Annotated in this window: 13 protein-coding genes; 7 read left to right on the plus strand and 6 right to left on the minus strand. The window is 72.7% G+C overall.

Going from position 1 to position 14,231, the window contains the following annotated elements:
• Nucleotides 1–20: 20 nt before the first annotated feature.
• Genes HHX33_RS09280 through HHX33_RS09290 form a run of 3 tightly spaced genes read right to left on the minus strand, consistent with a single transcriptional unit; the run spans nt 21 to nt 4,812 of the window.
• Nucleotides 21–1,646 carry a bifunctional 3'-5' exonuclease/DNA polymerase gene (locus HHX33_RS09280; protein ID WP_182874219.1) on the minus strand — a complete coding sequence of 542 codons (1,626 nt, stop codon included), beginning with the start codon at nt 1,644–1,646 and terminating at the stop codon, nt 21–23.
• Nucleotides 1,647–1,680: 34 nt separating this feature from the next.
• Nucleotides 1,681–3,180 carry a metallophosphoesterase family protein gene (locus HHX33_RS09285; protein ID WP_182874220.1) on the minus strand — a complete coding sequence of 500 codons (1,500 nt, stop codon included), beginning with the start codon at nt 3,178–3,180 and terminating at the stop codon, nt 1,681–1,683.
• A 27-nt stretch (nt 3,181–3,207) separates the two neighbouring features.
• Nucleotides 3,208–4,812, minus strand: coding sequence for an FAD-binding oxidoreductase (locus tag HHX33_RS09290; protein ID WP_259402298.1), 1,605 nt, complete (start codon nt 4,810–4,812; stop codon nt 3,208–3,210).
• A 57-nt stretch (nt 4,813–4,869) separates the two neighbouring features.
• Between HHX33_RS09290 and HHX33_RS09295 the strand changes: the two genes are divergently transcribed.
• The 3 genes from HHX33_RS09295 (at nt 4,870) to HHX33_RS09305 (ending at nt 7,824) form a co-directional block, all read left to right on the plus strand.
• Nucleotides 4,870–6,378 carry a glycerol-3-phosphate dehydrogenase/oxidase gene (locus HHX33_RS09295; RefSeq protein ID WP_182874221.1) on the plus strand — a complete coding sequence of 503 codons (1,509 nt, stop codon included), beginning with the start codon at nt 4,870–4,872 and terminating at the stop codon, nt 6,376–6,378.
• A 110-nt stretch (nt 6,379–6,488) separates the two neighbouring features.
• Complete coding sequence (locus HHX33_RS09300) at nt 6,489–7,394, plus strand: sucrase ferredoxin (RefSeq protein WP_111699553.1); 906 nt, start codon at nt 6,489–6,491, stop codon at nt 7,392–7,394.
• A 115-nt stretch (nt 7,395–7,509) separates the two neighbouring features.
• Complete coding sequence (locus tag HHX33_RS09305) at nt 7,510–7,824, plus strand: WhiB family transcriptional regulator (protein WP_076434697.1); 315 nt, start codon at nt 7,510–7,512, stop codon at nt 7,822–7,824.
• Nucleotides 7,825–7,979: 155 nt separating this feature from the next.
• Here HHX33_RS09305 and rsgA read toward each other — a convergent pair whose 3' ends face one another.
• From rsgA to HHX33_RS09320, 3 genes are all read right to left on the minus strand, one after another.
• Nucleotides 7,980–9,092, minus strand: coding sequence for a ribosome small subunit-dependent GTPase A (gene rsgA, locus HHX33_RS09310; RefSeq protein ID WP_182874222.1), 1,113 nt, complete (start codon nt 9,090–9,092; stop codon nt 7,980–7,982).
• Between the two features lie 225 nt (nt 9,093–9,317).
• On the minus strand, nt 9,318–10,577 hold the full coding sequence (gene glyA / locus HHX33_RS09315) for a serine hydroxymethyltransferase (RefSeq protein WP_182874223.1): 1,260 nt from the start codon (nt 10,575–10,577) through the stop codon (nt 9,318–9,320).
• 179 nt (nt 10,578–10,756) lie between these two features.
• The gene (locus HHX33_RS09320; protein WP_259402299.1) at nt 10,757–11,725 is read right to left on the minus strand and encodes a YihY/virulence factor BrkB family protein; all 969 of its coding nucleotides are present in this window, start codon (nt 11,723–11,725) and stop codon (nt 10,757–10,759) included.
• Nucleotides 11,726–11,906: 181 nt separating this feature from the next.
• On the opposite strand from HHX33_RS09320, the gene HHX33_RS35750 reads away from it, so the two are divergent.
• The 4 genes from HHX33_RS35750 (at nt 11,907) to HHX33_RS09330 (ending at nt 14,196) form a co-directional block, all read left to right on the plus strand.
• Nucleotides 11,907–12,041, plus strand: coding sequence for a hypothetical protein (locus tag HHX33_RS35750; RefSeq protein ID WP_259402300.1), 135 nt, complete (start codon nt 11,907–11,909; stop codon nt 12,039–12,041).
• Between the two features lie 84 nt (nt 12,042–12,125).
• On the plus strand, nt 12,126–12,209 hold the full coding sequence (locus tag HHX33_RS37680; protein WP_357054749.1) for a putative leader peptide: 84 nt from the start codon (nt 12,126–12,128) through the stop codon (nt 12,207–12,209).
• Nucleotides 12,210–12,364: 155 nt separating this feature from the next.
• Nucleotides 12,365–14,047 (plus strand): nitrite/sulfite reductase, encoded by a 1,683-nt coding sequence (locus HHX33_RS09325; RefSeq protein ID WP_182874224.1) that lies wholly within the window; start codon nt 12,365–12,367, stop codon nt 14,045–14,047.
• Nucleotides 14,044–14,196 carry an Insertion element protein gene (locus HHX33_RS09330; RefSeq protein WP_111699548.1) on the plus strand — a complete coding sequence of 51 codons (153 nt, stop codon included), beginning with the start codon at nt 14,044–14,046 and terminating at the stop codon, nt 14,194–14,196. The genes HHX33_RS09325 and HHX33_RS09330 overlap by 4 nt, the downstream gene beginning before the upstream one ends.
• The last annotated feature ends 35 nt before the right edge of the window (nt 14,197–14,231 follow it).

Below are 14,231 nucleotides of genomic sequence, written 5' to 3' on the forward strand. Positions count from 1 at the left end.
CACCGCCTGACCGGGGCGCGTCACTTGGCGTCGGCGTAGCAGGCGACCGCGACCGCCTCCATCGGGAAGCGGACCGGGGTGTCGCCGAACAGCAGGCGGGTCGCCTCGTCCGCCGCCCGCCCGACCGCCTCCCGGACCTCGGCGGCCAGGCCGAGCGGGCAGTGCACCATCACCTCGTCGTGCTGGAAGAACACCAGACGCGCCGGGTCCGGAAGCAGCCCGCGCAGCACCGCGAGCAGCGTCAGCGCCCACTCGGCCGCGGTCGCCTGCACGACGAAGTTGCGGGTGAACCTCCCCCGGTCCCGGGCCGCCCGCGCGCCCTCCGGCCCGGCCACCAGGCGGCGCCACCGCTCCGACGGCGGCGGGCAGGTGCGGCCGAGCCACGACCGGACCAGCCGCCCCTCCTCCCCCGCGCGGGCGGCGTCCTCCACGAACGCGTACGCCTTGGGGAAGCGCCGCCGCATGACGGGCAGCAGCTTGGAGGCGTCGCCGCTGGTCCCGCCGTACATCGCGGACAGCATGGCCACCTTGGCCGAGTCGCGCACGCCGCCGAAGGCCCCGGCCAGCGCGGCGTACAGGTCGATCTCCCCGGCCGCCCGCGCGAGCCCCCGGTCGCCGGACAGCGCCGCCAGCACCCGGGGTTCGAGTTGCGCGGCGTCGGCGACCACGAGCGTCCAGCCGTCGTCGGCCACCACCACCCGGCGCATCACCTTGGGGATCTGCAGCGCGCCGCCGCCGCTGGTGGCCCACCGGCCGCTCACCACCCCGCCGACGACGTACTCGGGGCGCAGACGGCCGCCGCCGACCCACTGCGCGGCCCAGGCCCAGCCGTGGGCGCTGTGCAGGCGGGCCAGTTCCTTGTACGCGAGCAGCGGCGCGACGGCCGGGTGATCGACCGCCTTGAGCACGTGCGACCGGGTCGACGGGACCTCGATCCCCACGGCCTTGAACGCCCGGACGATCTGCTGCGGGGAGTCGGGGTTCACCGGCTGCCCGAAGGCGGCCGCCACCTCGTCGGCCAGCGCCTGGAGCTTCCCGGGCCGCATGCCGTGGGCGGGGCGCGGCCCGAGCAGGCCGGTCAGCAACTCGTCGTGGACGTCCTCGCGCCACGGCATGCCGTCGTGCCGCATCTCGGCCGCGACCAGCGCCCCGGCCGACTCGGCGGCGACGAGCAGGCGGAACCGCCCGGGATCGGGCGTGCGGGCGACGCGGCGGAGCTGGTCCTCGAACACCTCGGCGACCATGCCGGCCTCGGACGCGGGGTCCTCGGCCGGTGTGGGCTCGAACAGGCTCGCCTGCGTGCCGCCCGGCTGGTGCCCCTCCGCGGCCTCGTGCGGGTCCTCGGGCACCGGAAGGCCGTGCAGGCGCGCGAAGGCCGCCCGCGCCTGCCTGGGCTCCCCGTAACGGGCGTCGGCCGCCAGCAGCAGGCCCTCGGTCAGCGCGACGTCGTGGCACCGCGACAGCCGTACGCCGGCCGCGAGGAGGGCCGGGTAGACGCGGCGCGCGTCGGCCCAGACCCAGCGAGGCCGCTCGGCGGCCTCCAGCGACCGGACGGCCGCGGCGAGGTCGGGCACCCGGGCCGCCGTCCCGCCGAGCGGCCGGATCGTCCCGCCCCCCTCGGCGCCGGCCGCGACCACGACGTGCATCCCCCCAGCGTGCCAGCCCGCACCGACAATCCCGTCAGAGGGGGATCTCGACCTCGTCCTCCAGTGGGGGCTCCTGCTCCTGGGGGAGGCAGCCGGTCGCGGCGAAGCAGCGCAGCCGCAGCGTGTCCCCGGTCACCGACATGTGCAGGAAGCTCTTGAAGAAGGGCGGGGTGTCCCAGTCGGACAGCTCCGAGATGTACCGGTGGAAGACCCGCCCGACCGGCAGGTGGAACGGCATCGGCCAGCCGCCGAGCAGCCGGGCCGCCCACCTCACCCGCGCGCCGATCGGCGCTCCGGGCGTGGGCCGGGGCGGGGTGTTCCCGATCTGCCGGGACATCAGGGCCAGGCCCTCCTCCGGGGTGACGTACAGCCCGCGCAGCCGCAGCCGCCTGCTGTAGAGCAGGCTGTAGAACGACAGCGAGTCGCCGCGCAGCGGATAGCACTTGAAGTCGTCCTCGTGGACCCCGGCCACGTCCACCCGGGGGATGGTGTGCGTGGCGTGCATGAACGCCCCGCCGCCCCCGGAGACCACGTACTGGATGAGCCGGCCGTCCACCCGTACGGGATAGCGCTGGTAGTTGTGGACGTCGCCGCCGACGGCGGCCACGTAGTTGTTCGCCGGGTCGCGGACGACGTCGTCCACCGTGCCGCCGCCCTCGATCTCGCACGGGTGGTAGGCGTTGTTGACGTAGATCGGCTTGCCGGTGACCAGGACCTTCGGCCTGGGGTCGGCGGAGACCCGGCGCAGCCACTCGCCCTGTTCGCGGTCGAGGGTGCCCTTGATCCCGGTGTCGATGCCGACCAGCAGCAGGCGGCCGGTGTCGATCACCCAGTACGGCCCCGGCAGGGCGGGCCCGGGGTCCGGGCGCATCTTCCTCGCCTCGGCCAGGGCGTTCTCGTCGATCGTCTCCGGCTTCTTCCACAGCAGCCCGCGCAGCCCGCCAGGCGACAGGCGGAAGCCGCGCCGTTCGGCGGACAGGGGGCGGGCGTCGCAGAAGACCCGCATGAAGCCGCCGAGCCCGTCGTACCAGTCGTGGTTGCCGGGAATCGCGAAGATCGGGGCCGGGTAGTCCTTGTAGGGCCGGAAGAACTTGTCGCAGTACTCGTTGCCCGAGCCGGTCGGGTAGATCACGTCGCTGGCGACGACGGCGAACGACGTGCCCTCGCCGAGCCTGAGCAGCCCGGGCACCACCGCGTACTGCGAGGCGTCGCCCTCGCCGGTGTCGCCGAGCAGCAGGAACGAGAACTCCTCCCCGAGGTCGAGCCTGACCCGGAAGTCGGGGTCGGCGCCGCGGTCGCGCTGGGCCGCCACCCAGCGGCGGCGCACCTGCGGCGAGGGATCGCCGAAGAGCTGGGCGATCACCTCGTTGCGCGAGCGCCAGAGCGTCGCAGGGCTCAGCCAGCTGAAGGAGTCCTGGTTGGGGCGCAGCGCCTGGAACGTGCCGATCTGCGAGCAGGCCCAGCCCGCTCCCGCCTCCGACACCCGTGACGAGACCTGCTTTCCCCGCGCCGCCGCCGCGCCCACATCGACCATGGGGACAATCTTGGCGTTTTCCGGGGATCAGTACACCGGGATCAGCACACCCGGGTTGAGGATCCCGGCCGGATCGAGCCGTTCCTTGATCCCGCGCAGGATCTCGCCGCCCAGGTCGCCGATCTCCGCGGCGTACGCCTCCAGGTGGTCACGGCCGACGCCGTGGTGGTGCGAGATCGTGCCGCCCGCCGCGACGATCGCCTCGCCGGCGGCGCGCTTGGCCGCCGCCCACTGCGCCAGCGGGTCGCCCGTCTGCGCCGTCACCACGGTGAAGTACAGCGACGCCCCCGTGGCGTACACGTGGGAGATGTGGCACATGACCAGCGGTGCGCCGAGCGCGCCGAGCAGGGCCAGCCGTACGGCGTCGTACAGGCGCGGCAGGTCCGACCAGAAGCAGGCGGTCTCCAGCGTCTCCACTGTCGCCCCGGCGGCCAGCAGGGAGTCGCGCAGGTAGGGGGCCGAGAACCGGCCCTGCGCCCACTTCTCCCCCGGCTCCGGCCCGAGGTGCACCCCGCCGGCCTCCACGAGCAGCGCGGCGGCGTGCTCCCGGCGGTGGGCCACGTCGCCCGGGGCGCCCTCGAAGCCCGCCACGACCAGGCAGCCCGAGTCGCCCCCGGGCGTTCCGAGGTCCGTGGGCTTCGCCAGCCCGACCATCGTCTCGGTCTCGTCCGACAGGCGCAGCACGGTGGGCGGCGCGCCCTCCTGCGCGAGCCGCCGCAGGGCGGCCGTCCCCGCCGCGAAGGTCTCGAACCGCCAGCCCTCGTACGCCCGGACGGCCGGGGCCCGGTGGACCCGCAGCCGCAGCGAGGTGATCACCCCGAAGGCGCCCTCGGAGCCCAGGAACACCTGGCGCAGGTCGGGCCCGGCGGCCGACTTGGGGGCACGGCCGATCTCCAGCGTGCCGCGCGGCGTCGCCACGGTCATGCCCACGACCATGTCGTCGAACCTGCCGTAGCCGGCCGAGGCCTGCCCGCTGGACCGGGCCGCCGCGAACCCGCCGAGCGTCGCGTACTCGTACGACTGGGGGAAGTGCCCGAGCGTCAGCCCGTGCCCGGCGAGCAACCGCTCCGCCTGCGGCGCGCGCAGTCCCGGCTCCAGGTCGGCGGTCATCGAGACGGGGTCGACGGACCGCAGGCGGTCGAGCCTGCCGAGGTCGAGGGCGACCACTCCCGCGTAGCCCCGCCGTGCGGGGGTGAGCCCGCCGACCACCGACGTGCCCCCGCCGAACGGCACCACCGCCACCCGGTGCTCCGCGCACAGGCGCAGCACCTCCACGACCTCCTCGTGCGAGCCGGGGAGCACGACGGCGTCGGGCGCGTCGGAGGCGTCCCCCGCGCGCATCAGCAGCAGGTCGGGCGTGGACTTGCCCCGGGTGTGCCGGATGCGGGCGTCGTCGTCGGCCCGCACGTGCTCCTCGCCGGTCACGGCGGCCAGCGCGGCGAGGACGGCCTGCGGCAGGGCCGCCGGGGGCAGCCGCACCTCGCCGAACGTCGCGGCCGGGGCGGCGGGCGGGCGCACGCCGAGAAGCTCCGTGAGCAGTTCGCGCACCGGCGCGGGCAGCTCGGCGGCCCTGGCGGGGTCGCCCCAGCCCGACCAGAGCATGGGTTCCGCGGGCAGGAGAGGGGATTCCATGACCGGTGCGCCTCCAGATAGGTTACTCAAGGGTAACGCGACCATAGAGGCGGGGTCATGGAATCCTCACTGAACGCCGCCCGGCGGGCCCGGGAACTCGACGAGGTGCGCACGGTCGTCGTCGACGTGCTCGTGGTGGGCCTGGGCGTGACGGGGGCCGGGGCCGCGCTCGACGCCGCCTCACGCGGGCTGTCGGTGGCCGCGGTGGACGCCCACGACCTGGCCTTCGGCACCTCCCGGTGGAGTTCCAAGCTGGTCCACGGCGGGCTGCGCTACCTCGCCAGCGGCCAGGTCGGCGTGGCCTGGGAGAGCGCCGTGGAACGCGGCGTCCTGCTCCGCCGCACCGCCCCCCACCTCGTGGCCGCGCACCCGTACCTGCTGCCGCTGACGTCCGATGTCGGCCCGGGTGAGGCCGCGACCGTGATGACCGGTTACCGGCTGGGCGACGCGCTGCGGGCCGCCGCGGGCACGCCGAGGAGCCTGCTGCCCGGGCCGTCCCGCCTGACCGCCGCGCGGGCGCTCGCCCTCGCCCCGTCCCTGCGCCCGCACGGCCTGCGTGGCGCGCTCCTGTCCTGGGACGGCCGGGTGGTGGACGACGCCCGCCTGGTGGTCGCGATCGCCCGTACGGCCGCCGCCCACGGCGCGCGGGTGCTCACCCGGTGCCGCGCGCTGGCGCTCGCCGGGGACGGCGCCCGGGTGCGCGACGAGCTGACCGGCGCGGAGTTCGACATCCGGGCGCGGGCGGTGGTCAACGCGACCGGCGTGTGGGCCGGGGGGCTGGTGCCCTCGGTGGCGCTGCGGCCGTCGCGGGGCACCCACCTCGTGCTGCGGCCGGGAGCCCTGGGCGCGCTGCGCGCTGGGCTGCACGTGCCGATCCCGGGCGAGCGCGCCCGCTTCGCGCTGGTGCTCCCCCAGGCCGACGGGCGGATCTACGTGGGGCTGACGGACGAGCCGCTGGACGGCGCGGTCCCGGACGTCCCCGAGGCGCCGGAGAGCGACGTGGCCTTCCTGCTGGAGGTTCTGGGCGGCGTGCTGGACCGTCCCCTGGGCCGCGACCAGGTGGCGGGCGCCTTCGCCGGCCTGCGGCCGCTGGTCGACGGCCCGGGCGGGGCGGGCCGGGTCGGCGGGGCCACCGCGGACCTGTCCCGCCGGCACGCCGTGCTGCGCTCGCCGGACGGCGTGGTCACCGTCGTCGGCGGCAAGCTCACCACCTACCGCCGGATGGCCGAGGACGCCGTCGGCGCCGCCTGCCCCCACGCGCCCGCGAGCCGTACGGCGCGGCTGCCGCTGGCCGGGGCCGGACCGGTGCGGCCGGGCTTCCCCCGGCGGCTGGTCCTGCGGTACGGCGCGGAGGCCGGGGCGGTGCTGGACCTGATGCGGCGCGAGCCGGAGCTGGCCGAGCCGGTGGCGGCGGGGATCACCCTGGCCGATCTGGTCTGGGCGGTCCGCCACGAGGGCGCGCTCGACGCCGGCGACCTGCTGGACCGGCGGACCAGGATCGGCCTGGTGGCGGAGGACCGGGCGGCCGCCCTTCCCGCCGCCGAGGCCGCCCTTTATCGCGCCTGACCCCACCGCGAAGGCGTTTGTTCCTGATTCGTCGGGGAAGTCACCCGATTCTTGACCTCATTGGATAAGGTTAGTCTTACCTAAGAAACGTACGGGAGGGACGGGACCTGATGGCCAACGGGTGCGAGCACCCCGCCGCGTGCCACACGGGGGAGGCTCCCGTCCTGGCGAGCGCGACCAAGAAGGGCCGGTTCTGGCTGCTCATCGAGCACGCGGGGCCCTGGGCCGCGGAGATCGAGGAGTGCCGGCTGCCGGACGACGCCCGCACGCTGATCTCCCGCGCGCGCGAACTCGGGATCCGGCCGCAGCTTATCCGCCGCCCCGGCCGCAGGGAGGCCCGGAGCGGCCCGCTGCACGTCTACCTCGCCGCCGCCGCGGTGAACGAGCCGTGGCTCGCGGAGGCGTTCCCGGAGAGCCCGGACGATCTTGACCTGCGGTCTCTCGTGCACGGAGTGGTTCCGGAGTCCTGCATACTGGTGAACGAGCCGATGTTCCTGGTCTGCACCCACGGCAAGCACAACGCCTGCTGCGCTCGGCTCGGACTGCCGCTGGCCCGGTTCCTCAGCGAGAACCTGCCCGGCGAAGTGTGGGAAACCACACATGTTGGCGGCGATCGATACGCCGCCAACCTCGTATGCTTGCCACACGGGCTTTACTACGGCAGCATGTCTCAGGCTGCTGCGATCGCGGCGGCAAACGCGTACCGGCACGGCGAGGTCGTCCTCGACCGTTTCCGGGGACGCGCGGGTATCCCTGAGCCACTCCAGGCCGCCGAGCACTTCGTCCGCGCTCATACGGGCGAGATCTCGGTCGGCGGGGTGGCCGTGGAATCCTCCCGGTCGGTCGGCGACTCCACCGTCTGCGTCGTGCGGTGCACGACGGGGCGTGGGACGTCGCGATTCCGGGTCGTGGTCGAACCCACGGTGTTCTCGGCGCCGTGCGGGATGACCTGCGCCGACGGAATCCCGACCTACAGGTTGGCCGAACTGAGTCCGCTCATGCCGGTATCGACCTGAGGGCTTCGCGAGAAGCCGGGAACACCACGGCCTATCCCGGCGTTGGCACAAGGGACGCCACAAGCGTCCAAAGCGGCACAAACACTGAAATACCTCTCACCAAAGGTGGTTTCTCATGTCTCAGGTACGTCGGCAGCTCGCCCGCCCGCGCCCCAGCTGGGGTTGGCAGGATGATGCCGCGTGCCGGGGAGAGGACCTGGTGCTGTTCTTCGGTCCTGACGGCGAGCGTCAGCCCGAGCGCGACATCCGGGAGCGCAAGGCCAAGGCCATCTGTGCTCAGTGTCCTGTGCGCGCGGAGTGCCTCGACTACGCGCTCTCGCGGCCCGAGAAGTACGGCACCTGGGGCGGTCTCAACGAGGACGAGCGCGCTTCCGAGCGTCGCCGCCGCATGCGCCGCGCCGCCAGCGCCGGCATCAGCGCCGTCGCCTGAGCGATTTTCCCCTTCCCCGACACGCGTCACCACGGTTCCACCACAGCGTCATCACAGCGTCACCCACAGGGCGTTCCACGTCCCGCCCCTGTCCCCCGGACAGACGGCAGGCGTGAAACGCCCTTCTGGTGTCCGGCCCGTCGTCGCGCGGGCCGCTACGGGCGGCCCATGCCGCGCATCTGCCGGTGGATCGACTTCCACTTGCGGGTCTCCTCGGCGCGCAGCCGCGCGTCGGTGCGGCGGGCCATCCAGGCCGCCTCCCGCTGAAGCCGGCGCCAGCTCTCCAGCCGCCGCTCGGGCAGCTCGCCCGACTCCACCGCCGCGATCACGGCGCAGCCCGGCTCCTGGCCGTGCCCGCAGTCGGAGAACCGGCAGCCGCCGGCCAGTTCGTCGATCTCGGCGAAGACCAGGTCCACGCCCTCGCTCGTCTCGTACAGTCCCACCCGGCGGATGCCGGGGGTGTCGATGATCAGCCCGCCGCCGGGCAGCGGGATGAGCTGCCGGTGGACGGTCGTGTGCCTGCCCCGCCCGTCGCCGGCCCTGACGCGCTGGGTCTCCATCACCTCCGCACCGGCGAGGGCGTTGACGAGCGTGGACTTGCCCGCGCCCGAGGGACCGAGGATCACCGCGGTGCCGGATTCGCCGAGATGGGCCCGCACCAGGTCCACGCCGTCGCCGGTGAGCGAGCAGACCGGGTGGACCTCCACCCCGGGCACCGCCGCCTCGACGTCGGCGAGCAGGTCGCCGAGCACCCGGTCCTGCAGATCGGCGAACAGGTCGGCCTTGGTGACGAGCACGACCGGCCGGGCGCCGCTCTCCCAGGCCAGCGCCACGAGGCGCTCGATCCTGCCGAGATCGGCGAAGTCGTCGGCGTGCATGGACGGCTCGGCCACGAAGACGACGTCGACGTTCGCGGCCAGCACCTGCCCCTGGCCGTCGCCGGACAGGCCGCCGCGCGAGTCGCGGCTCACGCCGCCCCGGACGAAGGCCGTACGGCGCGGCAGCACCTCCGCCAGCTCGTGCCGGCCCTCGGCGAGGGGGGTGAGCGCGACCCAGTCTCCCACGCACGGAAGCGCGAGCGGGTCGGCCGCCGCGGCCCTCCGTACGCGGGCGGACAGCCGCGCGTGGTGGGTCCCGCCGGCGGCGACGACCTCGGCGGCGCCGCGGTCGACCCGCGCCACCCGGCCGGGCACGGCCCCGCCGGGAAGGTCGGGAAGCGACTCGGCGAGGTCGTCGTGCCAGCCGAGAAGCGAGAGTTCGTACGACATTGCTGTGGACACCCTTCGGAAAGACCGGGTGTCCCTGCGGAAAAGGGTTATACGGACACCCGGGAGATGACGGACGGCATGGTCGTCAGAAAGACCCGCATGGTCCTCACCTCCCCGGTGTCAGGCCGCCAACCGGCGGCCACCCTCATGACGCGCGAGCGGCGTCGGATGCGGGAACGTTAGCAGCACCGCCGCCACCTCCCGCAACCCTTTTTTTCCCGGGGATCAGGAAAGGCCGGGAGCCGGGAACCGGCTCGTCAGCTCCGTGACCTCGCCGTGCACCCGCGCGATGACGTCCTCCGCGTCGCCCTTGGCCACGGCGGTGACGACCTCGTCCATCCAGGCGGCGATCTGCCGCATCTCGGCCTCGCCCATGCCGCGCGACGTGACCGAGGGCGTGCCGATCCGGATGCCCGACGGGTCGAACGGCTTGCGCGGGTCGAACGGCACGGTGTTGTAGTTGGTCTCCAGGCCCGCCCGGTCGAGCGCCTGCGCCGCCGGCTTGCCCCCGACGCCCTTGGACGTGAGGTCCATCAGGATCAGGTGGTTGTCGGTGCCGCCGGAGACGAGGTCGAAGCCGCGGTTCAGGAGCTCGTCGGCGAGCGCCTGGGCGTTCTTCACGATCTGCGCGGCGTACGCCCTGAACTCCGGCCGGGCGGCCTCGTGCAGGGCGACGGCGATGGCGGCGGTGGTGTGGTTGTGCGGGCCGCCCTGGAGGCCGGGGAAGACGGCCTTGTTGAGCGCGGTGGCGACCTCGTCCGAGTTCGCCATGAGCATCGCGCCGCGGGGGCCGCGCAGGGTCTTGTGGGTGGTCGTGGAGATCACGTCCGCGTGCCCGACGGGCGAGGGGTGGGCGCCGCCCGCGACGAGGCCCGCGATGTGGGCGATGTCGGCCGCCAGCACGGCGCCGACCTCCCTGGCGATCTCGGCGAAGGCCGGGAAGTCGATCGTGCGCGGGATCGCGGTGCCGCCGCAGAAGATCAGCTTGGGCCGGTGCTCCAGCGCCAGGGCGCGCACCTCGTCCATGTCGATGCGGCCCGTGTCGCGGCGCACGCCGTACTTCACGGAGTTGAACCACTTGCCGGTGGCCGACACCGACCAGCCGTGGGTGAGGTGGCCGCCGAACGGCAGGCCCATGCCGAGGACGGTGTCGCCCGGGTTCAGGAACGCCAGGTAGACGGCGAGGTTCGCGGGCGAGCCCGAGTACGGCTGGACGTTGGCGTGGTTCACGCCGAAGACCGACTTCGCCCGCTCGACGGCCAGCGTCTCGATCTGGTCGATGACCTGCTGGCCCTCGTAGTAGCGCTTGCCCGGGTAGCCCTCGGAGTACTTGTTGGTGAGAACGGTGCCGGTCGCCTCCAGGACGGCCCTGGACACGTAGTTCTCGGACGCGATCAGCTTGACGGTGTCGGCCTGCCGCCGCTCCTCCGCCCTGATCAGTTCGGCGATCTCGGGATCGACGACGTTCAGCGAGTGCTCAGCCATGGCGCCTTCCTTCTCCACGTCGACAGCGGCGGCGACCCAGGCGCACGGCCTCCGCTGATTCGCTCCCCGGTGGTGCCCCACCTAGCGACGCTCCCCTGCCGGGCTCGTCAGCGCCAGTCGCGACCCTCCCACCTTATCGGGACGCGGCGGTGCCCTCACTCATCGGCGACGGGGCCAGATCATGCCTTGCCGGACTTGCGGTGATGGTGCTCGTGCCGGGGGGCGCCGCCCAGCGGCCACAGCCGGTCGATCTCCGCGTTCAGGGTCGCCCCGATGAGCACGGCGAGCGCGGTGATGTAGAGCCACAGCAGCACGGCGATGGGCGCCGCCAGCGAGCCGTAGATCGACAGCGGGGTGAACCACGCGGCCAGCACCTCGCGCAGGAACGCCGCGCACACGATCCAGATCACCAGCGCGAGCACGGCCCCCGGCGTCTCCCGCCACCAGCGCGTACGGTGCGGCACGCTCACGTGGTAGAGCAGCGTGAGCATCAGCACCGAGCCGACGACGAGCACGGGCCAGTAGAGGATCGTCACCAGCGCGGCGTACCTGGGCAGGGCGTTGGACATCAGCGTGGGACCGATCACCAGGACCGGCATGACGACCAGGCCCATCAGCAGCGCCGCGACGTAGAGGCCGAACGACAGGACGCGGGTGCGGATGATCCCCCGGGTCTCCCCCAGCCCGTACGCGATGGAGATGAGGTCGACGTACACGAACAGGGCCCGAGAGCCCGACCACAGCGACAGCAGGAACCCGACGGAGATCAGCGAGACCTGGCCGCCGCTCAGCACGTCGGACAGCAGCGGCTGCACGACCCGTTCCACCGTGTTGTGCGTGAACAACAACTCGGACTGGTCCACCACCCAGCGCCTGATCTCGGCGACGCCGGCGTCGCCGAGCAGCCCGCTCAGATGACCCATGACCCCGAGCAGCCCCAGCACGAACGGCGGCAGCGACAGCAGGGCGAAGAACGCCGCCTCGCCCGCCAGCCCGGTCACCCGGTAGTTGACCCCCGCCATCGTGGTCGCCTTGACCAGGGCCCAGATGGTCGTCTCGCGTACCCAGCTCAGGCGCGCGCGGGCGATGGCCATGCCTTTGCGCGTGATGCGCCGCGGCCTGCGCGCCCGCGCGTCCGTGGAGGTCATGGCACCCAACCGGTCATGAGAACTGGGCTCTACCCGCCGGCGTGGCTCTTATCACGTGACGTGCGAGCGGATCGTCGCCGCCCAGAATAGGGGCCCCCGCCCCCCTCTCGCGATAATCACGACTCTCACCTGGGTCCGCGCGGGTGTCATCCGGCTGTCATGGGAGGGGAACAATGAAGACATGATCTGCCGGGCGTGCGGGGAACACAGGCACGAGGAGTGCCGTGGCGGGTCCTGGTGCGACTGCCAGCACAAGGAGCCGGCCGAGCAGGACCGCGAGGCGGAGCCGCCGGAGAACTGGGTCCGCAAGGGCTGACAACCTCCCGTCATTATGCCGTTACAATCCCGCATCCTGGACACGAACTTGGACATCCAGGATCTCGGGGGTATCGTTTGGGACATGCCAGCGGACCCGTTGCTCGTCGTGCGACGCCACGTCGATCTCCTGCGCGTCCGTAGCGCGATCTGTATCGACGCCGGCTGACCGTCGCCCTCCGTTACCCGGGCGCTCGGCCAGGCGTCGTTTTCGTATGCCCTCATACTCGGCCGCGCAATGCCGCCGGCGAGGTGAGAGGCCGCCTGCGCCGGTGTCCGCCGAAGACCGATCTCGACCCGAGCCTCGGAGAAGGACGTGTGCCCATGAGCACCCCGGCCCGCCCGGCGAACCGCCACCACAGACGCCCGCGCGGCGAAGGTCAGTGGGCTCTCGGTTACCGTGAGCCACTGAACAAGAACGAGGAGAACAAGAAGAACGACGACGGGCTCAACGTCCGCCAGCGGATCATCGACATCTACTCGAAGGGCGGGTTCGACTCGATCGACCCCGCCGACCTGCGCGGGCGCTTCCGCTGGTTCGGTCTCTACACCCAGCGCAAGCCCGGCATCGACGGCGGCAAGACCGCGATCCTGCCGGACGAGGAGCTGGACGACCGCTACTTCATGCTGCGGGTCCGCATCGACGGCGGGCAGCTCAGCCTGGAGCAGCTGCGCGCCATCGCCGACATCTCCAACGACTACGGCCGGGGCACCGCCGACGTCACCGACCGGCAGAACATCCAGCTCCACTGGATCGAGATCGAGTCGGTCCCGGACATCTGGCGGCGGCTGGAGGCGGTCGGCCTGTCCACCACCGAGGCGTGCGGCGACACCCCCCGCGTCATCCTCGGCTGCCCCCTGGCCGGGATCGACGCCGGCGAGGTGATCGACGGCACGCCGCAGATCCACGAGATCTACGACCGGTACGTCGGGGACAAGGCGTTCTCCAACCTGCCGCGCAAGTTCAAGACGGCGATCAGCGGCTGCACCGCCCACTGCACCGTCCACGAGATCAACGACGTCGCGTTCGTCGGCGTGGTGAACGAGCAGGGCGAGCCCGGCTTCGACGTCTGGGTGGGCGGCGGCCTGTCGACCAACCCGATGTTCGCCCAGCGGCTCGGCGCGTTCGTCCGGCCCGACCAGGTCCACGAGGTGTGGGCCGGGGTCACCGGCATCTTCCGCGACTACGGCTACCGCCGCCTGCGCCACCGGGCGCGGATCAAGTTCCTCGTCAACGACTGGGGCGCGGAGAAGTTCCGCCAGGTCCTGGAGACCGAGTACCTGCGGTACGCCCTCCCCGACGGCCCTGCTCCGGAGGCGCCGCAGAGCGGCCGGCGCGACCACGTCGGGGTCCACCCGCAGCGGGACGGCAACTTCTACGTCGGCTTCGCCCCGCGCGTGGGCCGGCTGGACGGCGACACGCTGCACCGCATCGCCGACATCGCCGAGCGGCACGGTTCCGCCCGGATCCGCACGACGGTCGAGCAGAAGATGGTCATCCTCGACGTCGCCCCCGACCAGGTGGAGTCGATCGTCGGCGAGCTGGAGGCCGCCGACCTCCAGGTCAACCCGTCCACGTTCCGCCGCCAGACGATGGCCTGCACCGGCATCGAGTACTGCAAGATCGCGATCGTCGAGACCAAGGCCACCGCGTCGGCCCTGATCGACGAGCTGGAGCGGCGCCTGCCGGACTTCGCCGAGCCGCTGACGATCAACGTCAACGGCTGCCCGAACTCCTGCGCCCGCATCCAGGTCGCCGACATCGGCCTCAAGGGCCAGCTCGTGGCCAACGACAAGGGTGAGCAGGTCGAGGGCTTCCAGGTGCACCTGGGCGGCTCGATCGGGCTCAACCCGACCTTCGGCCGGAAGGTGCGCGGGCTCAAGGCCACGGCGGAGGAACTGCCCGACTACGTCGAGCGGGTCGCCCGCAACTTCGAGAAGCAGCGGAACGAGGGCGAGACCTTCGCCGAGTGGGTCCAGCGCGCCGACGAAAGCGACCTCAAGTGAGCGAGCGGGCGGCGCCGTTCTACTGCCCGTACTGCGGCGACGAGGACCTGGAGCCCTACGTGACCGAGGAGGAGAGCCACGGATGGTACTGCAGGGCCTGCGCCCGTGCCTTCCGGGTGAAATTCCTCGGCGTCGGCGTGCGTTCGTGATTGTTCGAAGGCTTGTCGTCCGATCATCCGATGAA

This window comes from Microbispora sp. H10670 (assembly GCF_014161385.1).
In the GTDB taxonomy this organism is placed as follows: Bacteria; Actinomycetota; Actinomycetes; order Streptosporangiales; family Streptosporangiaceae; genus Microbispora; species Microbispora triticiradicis.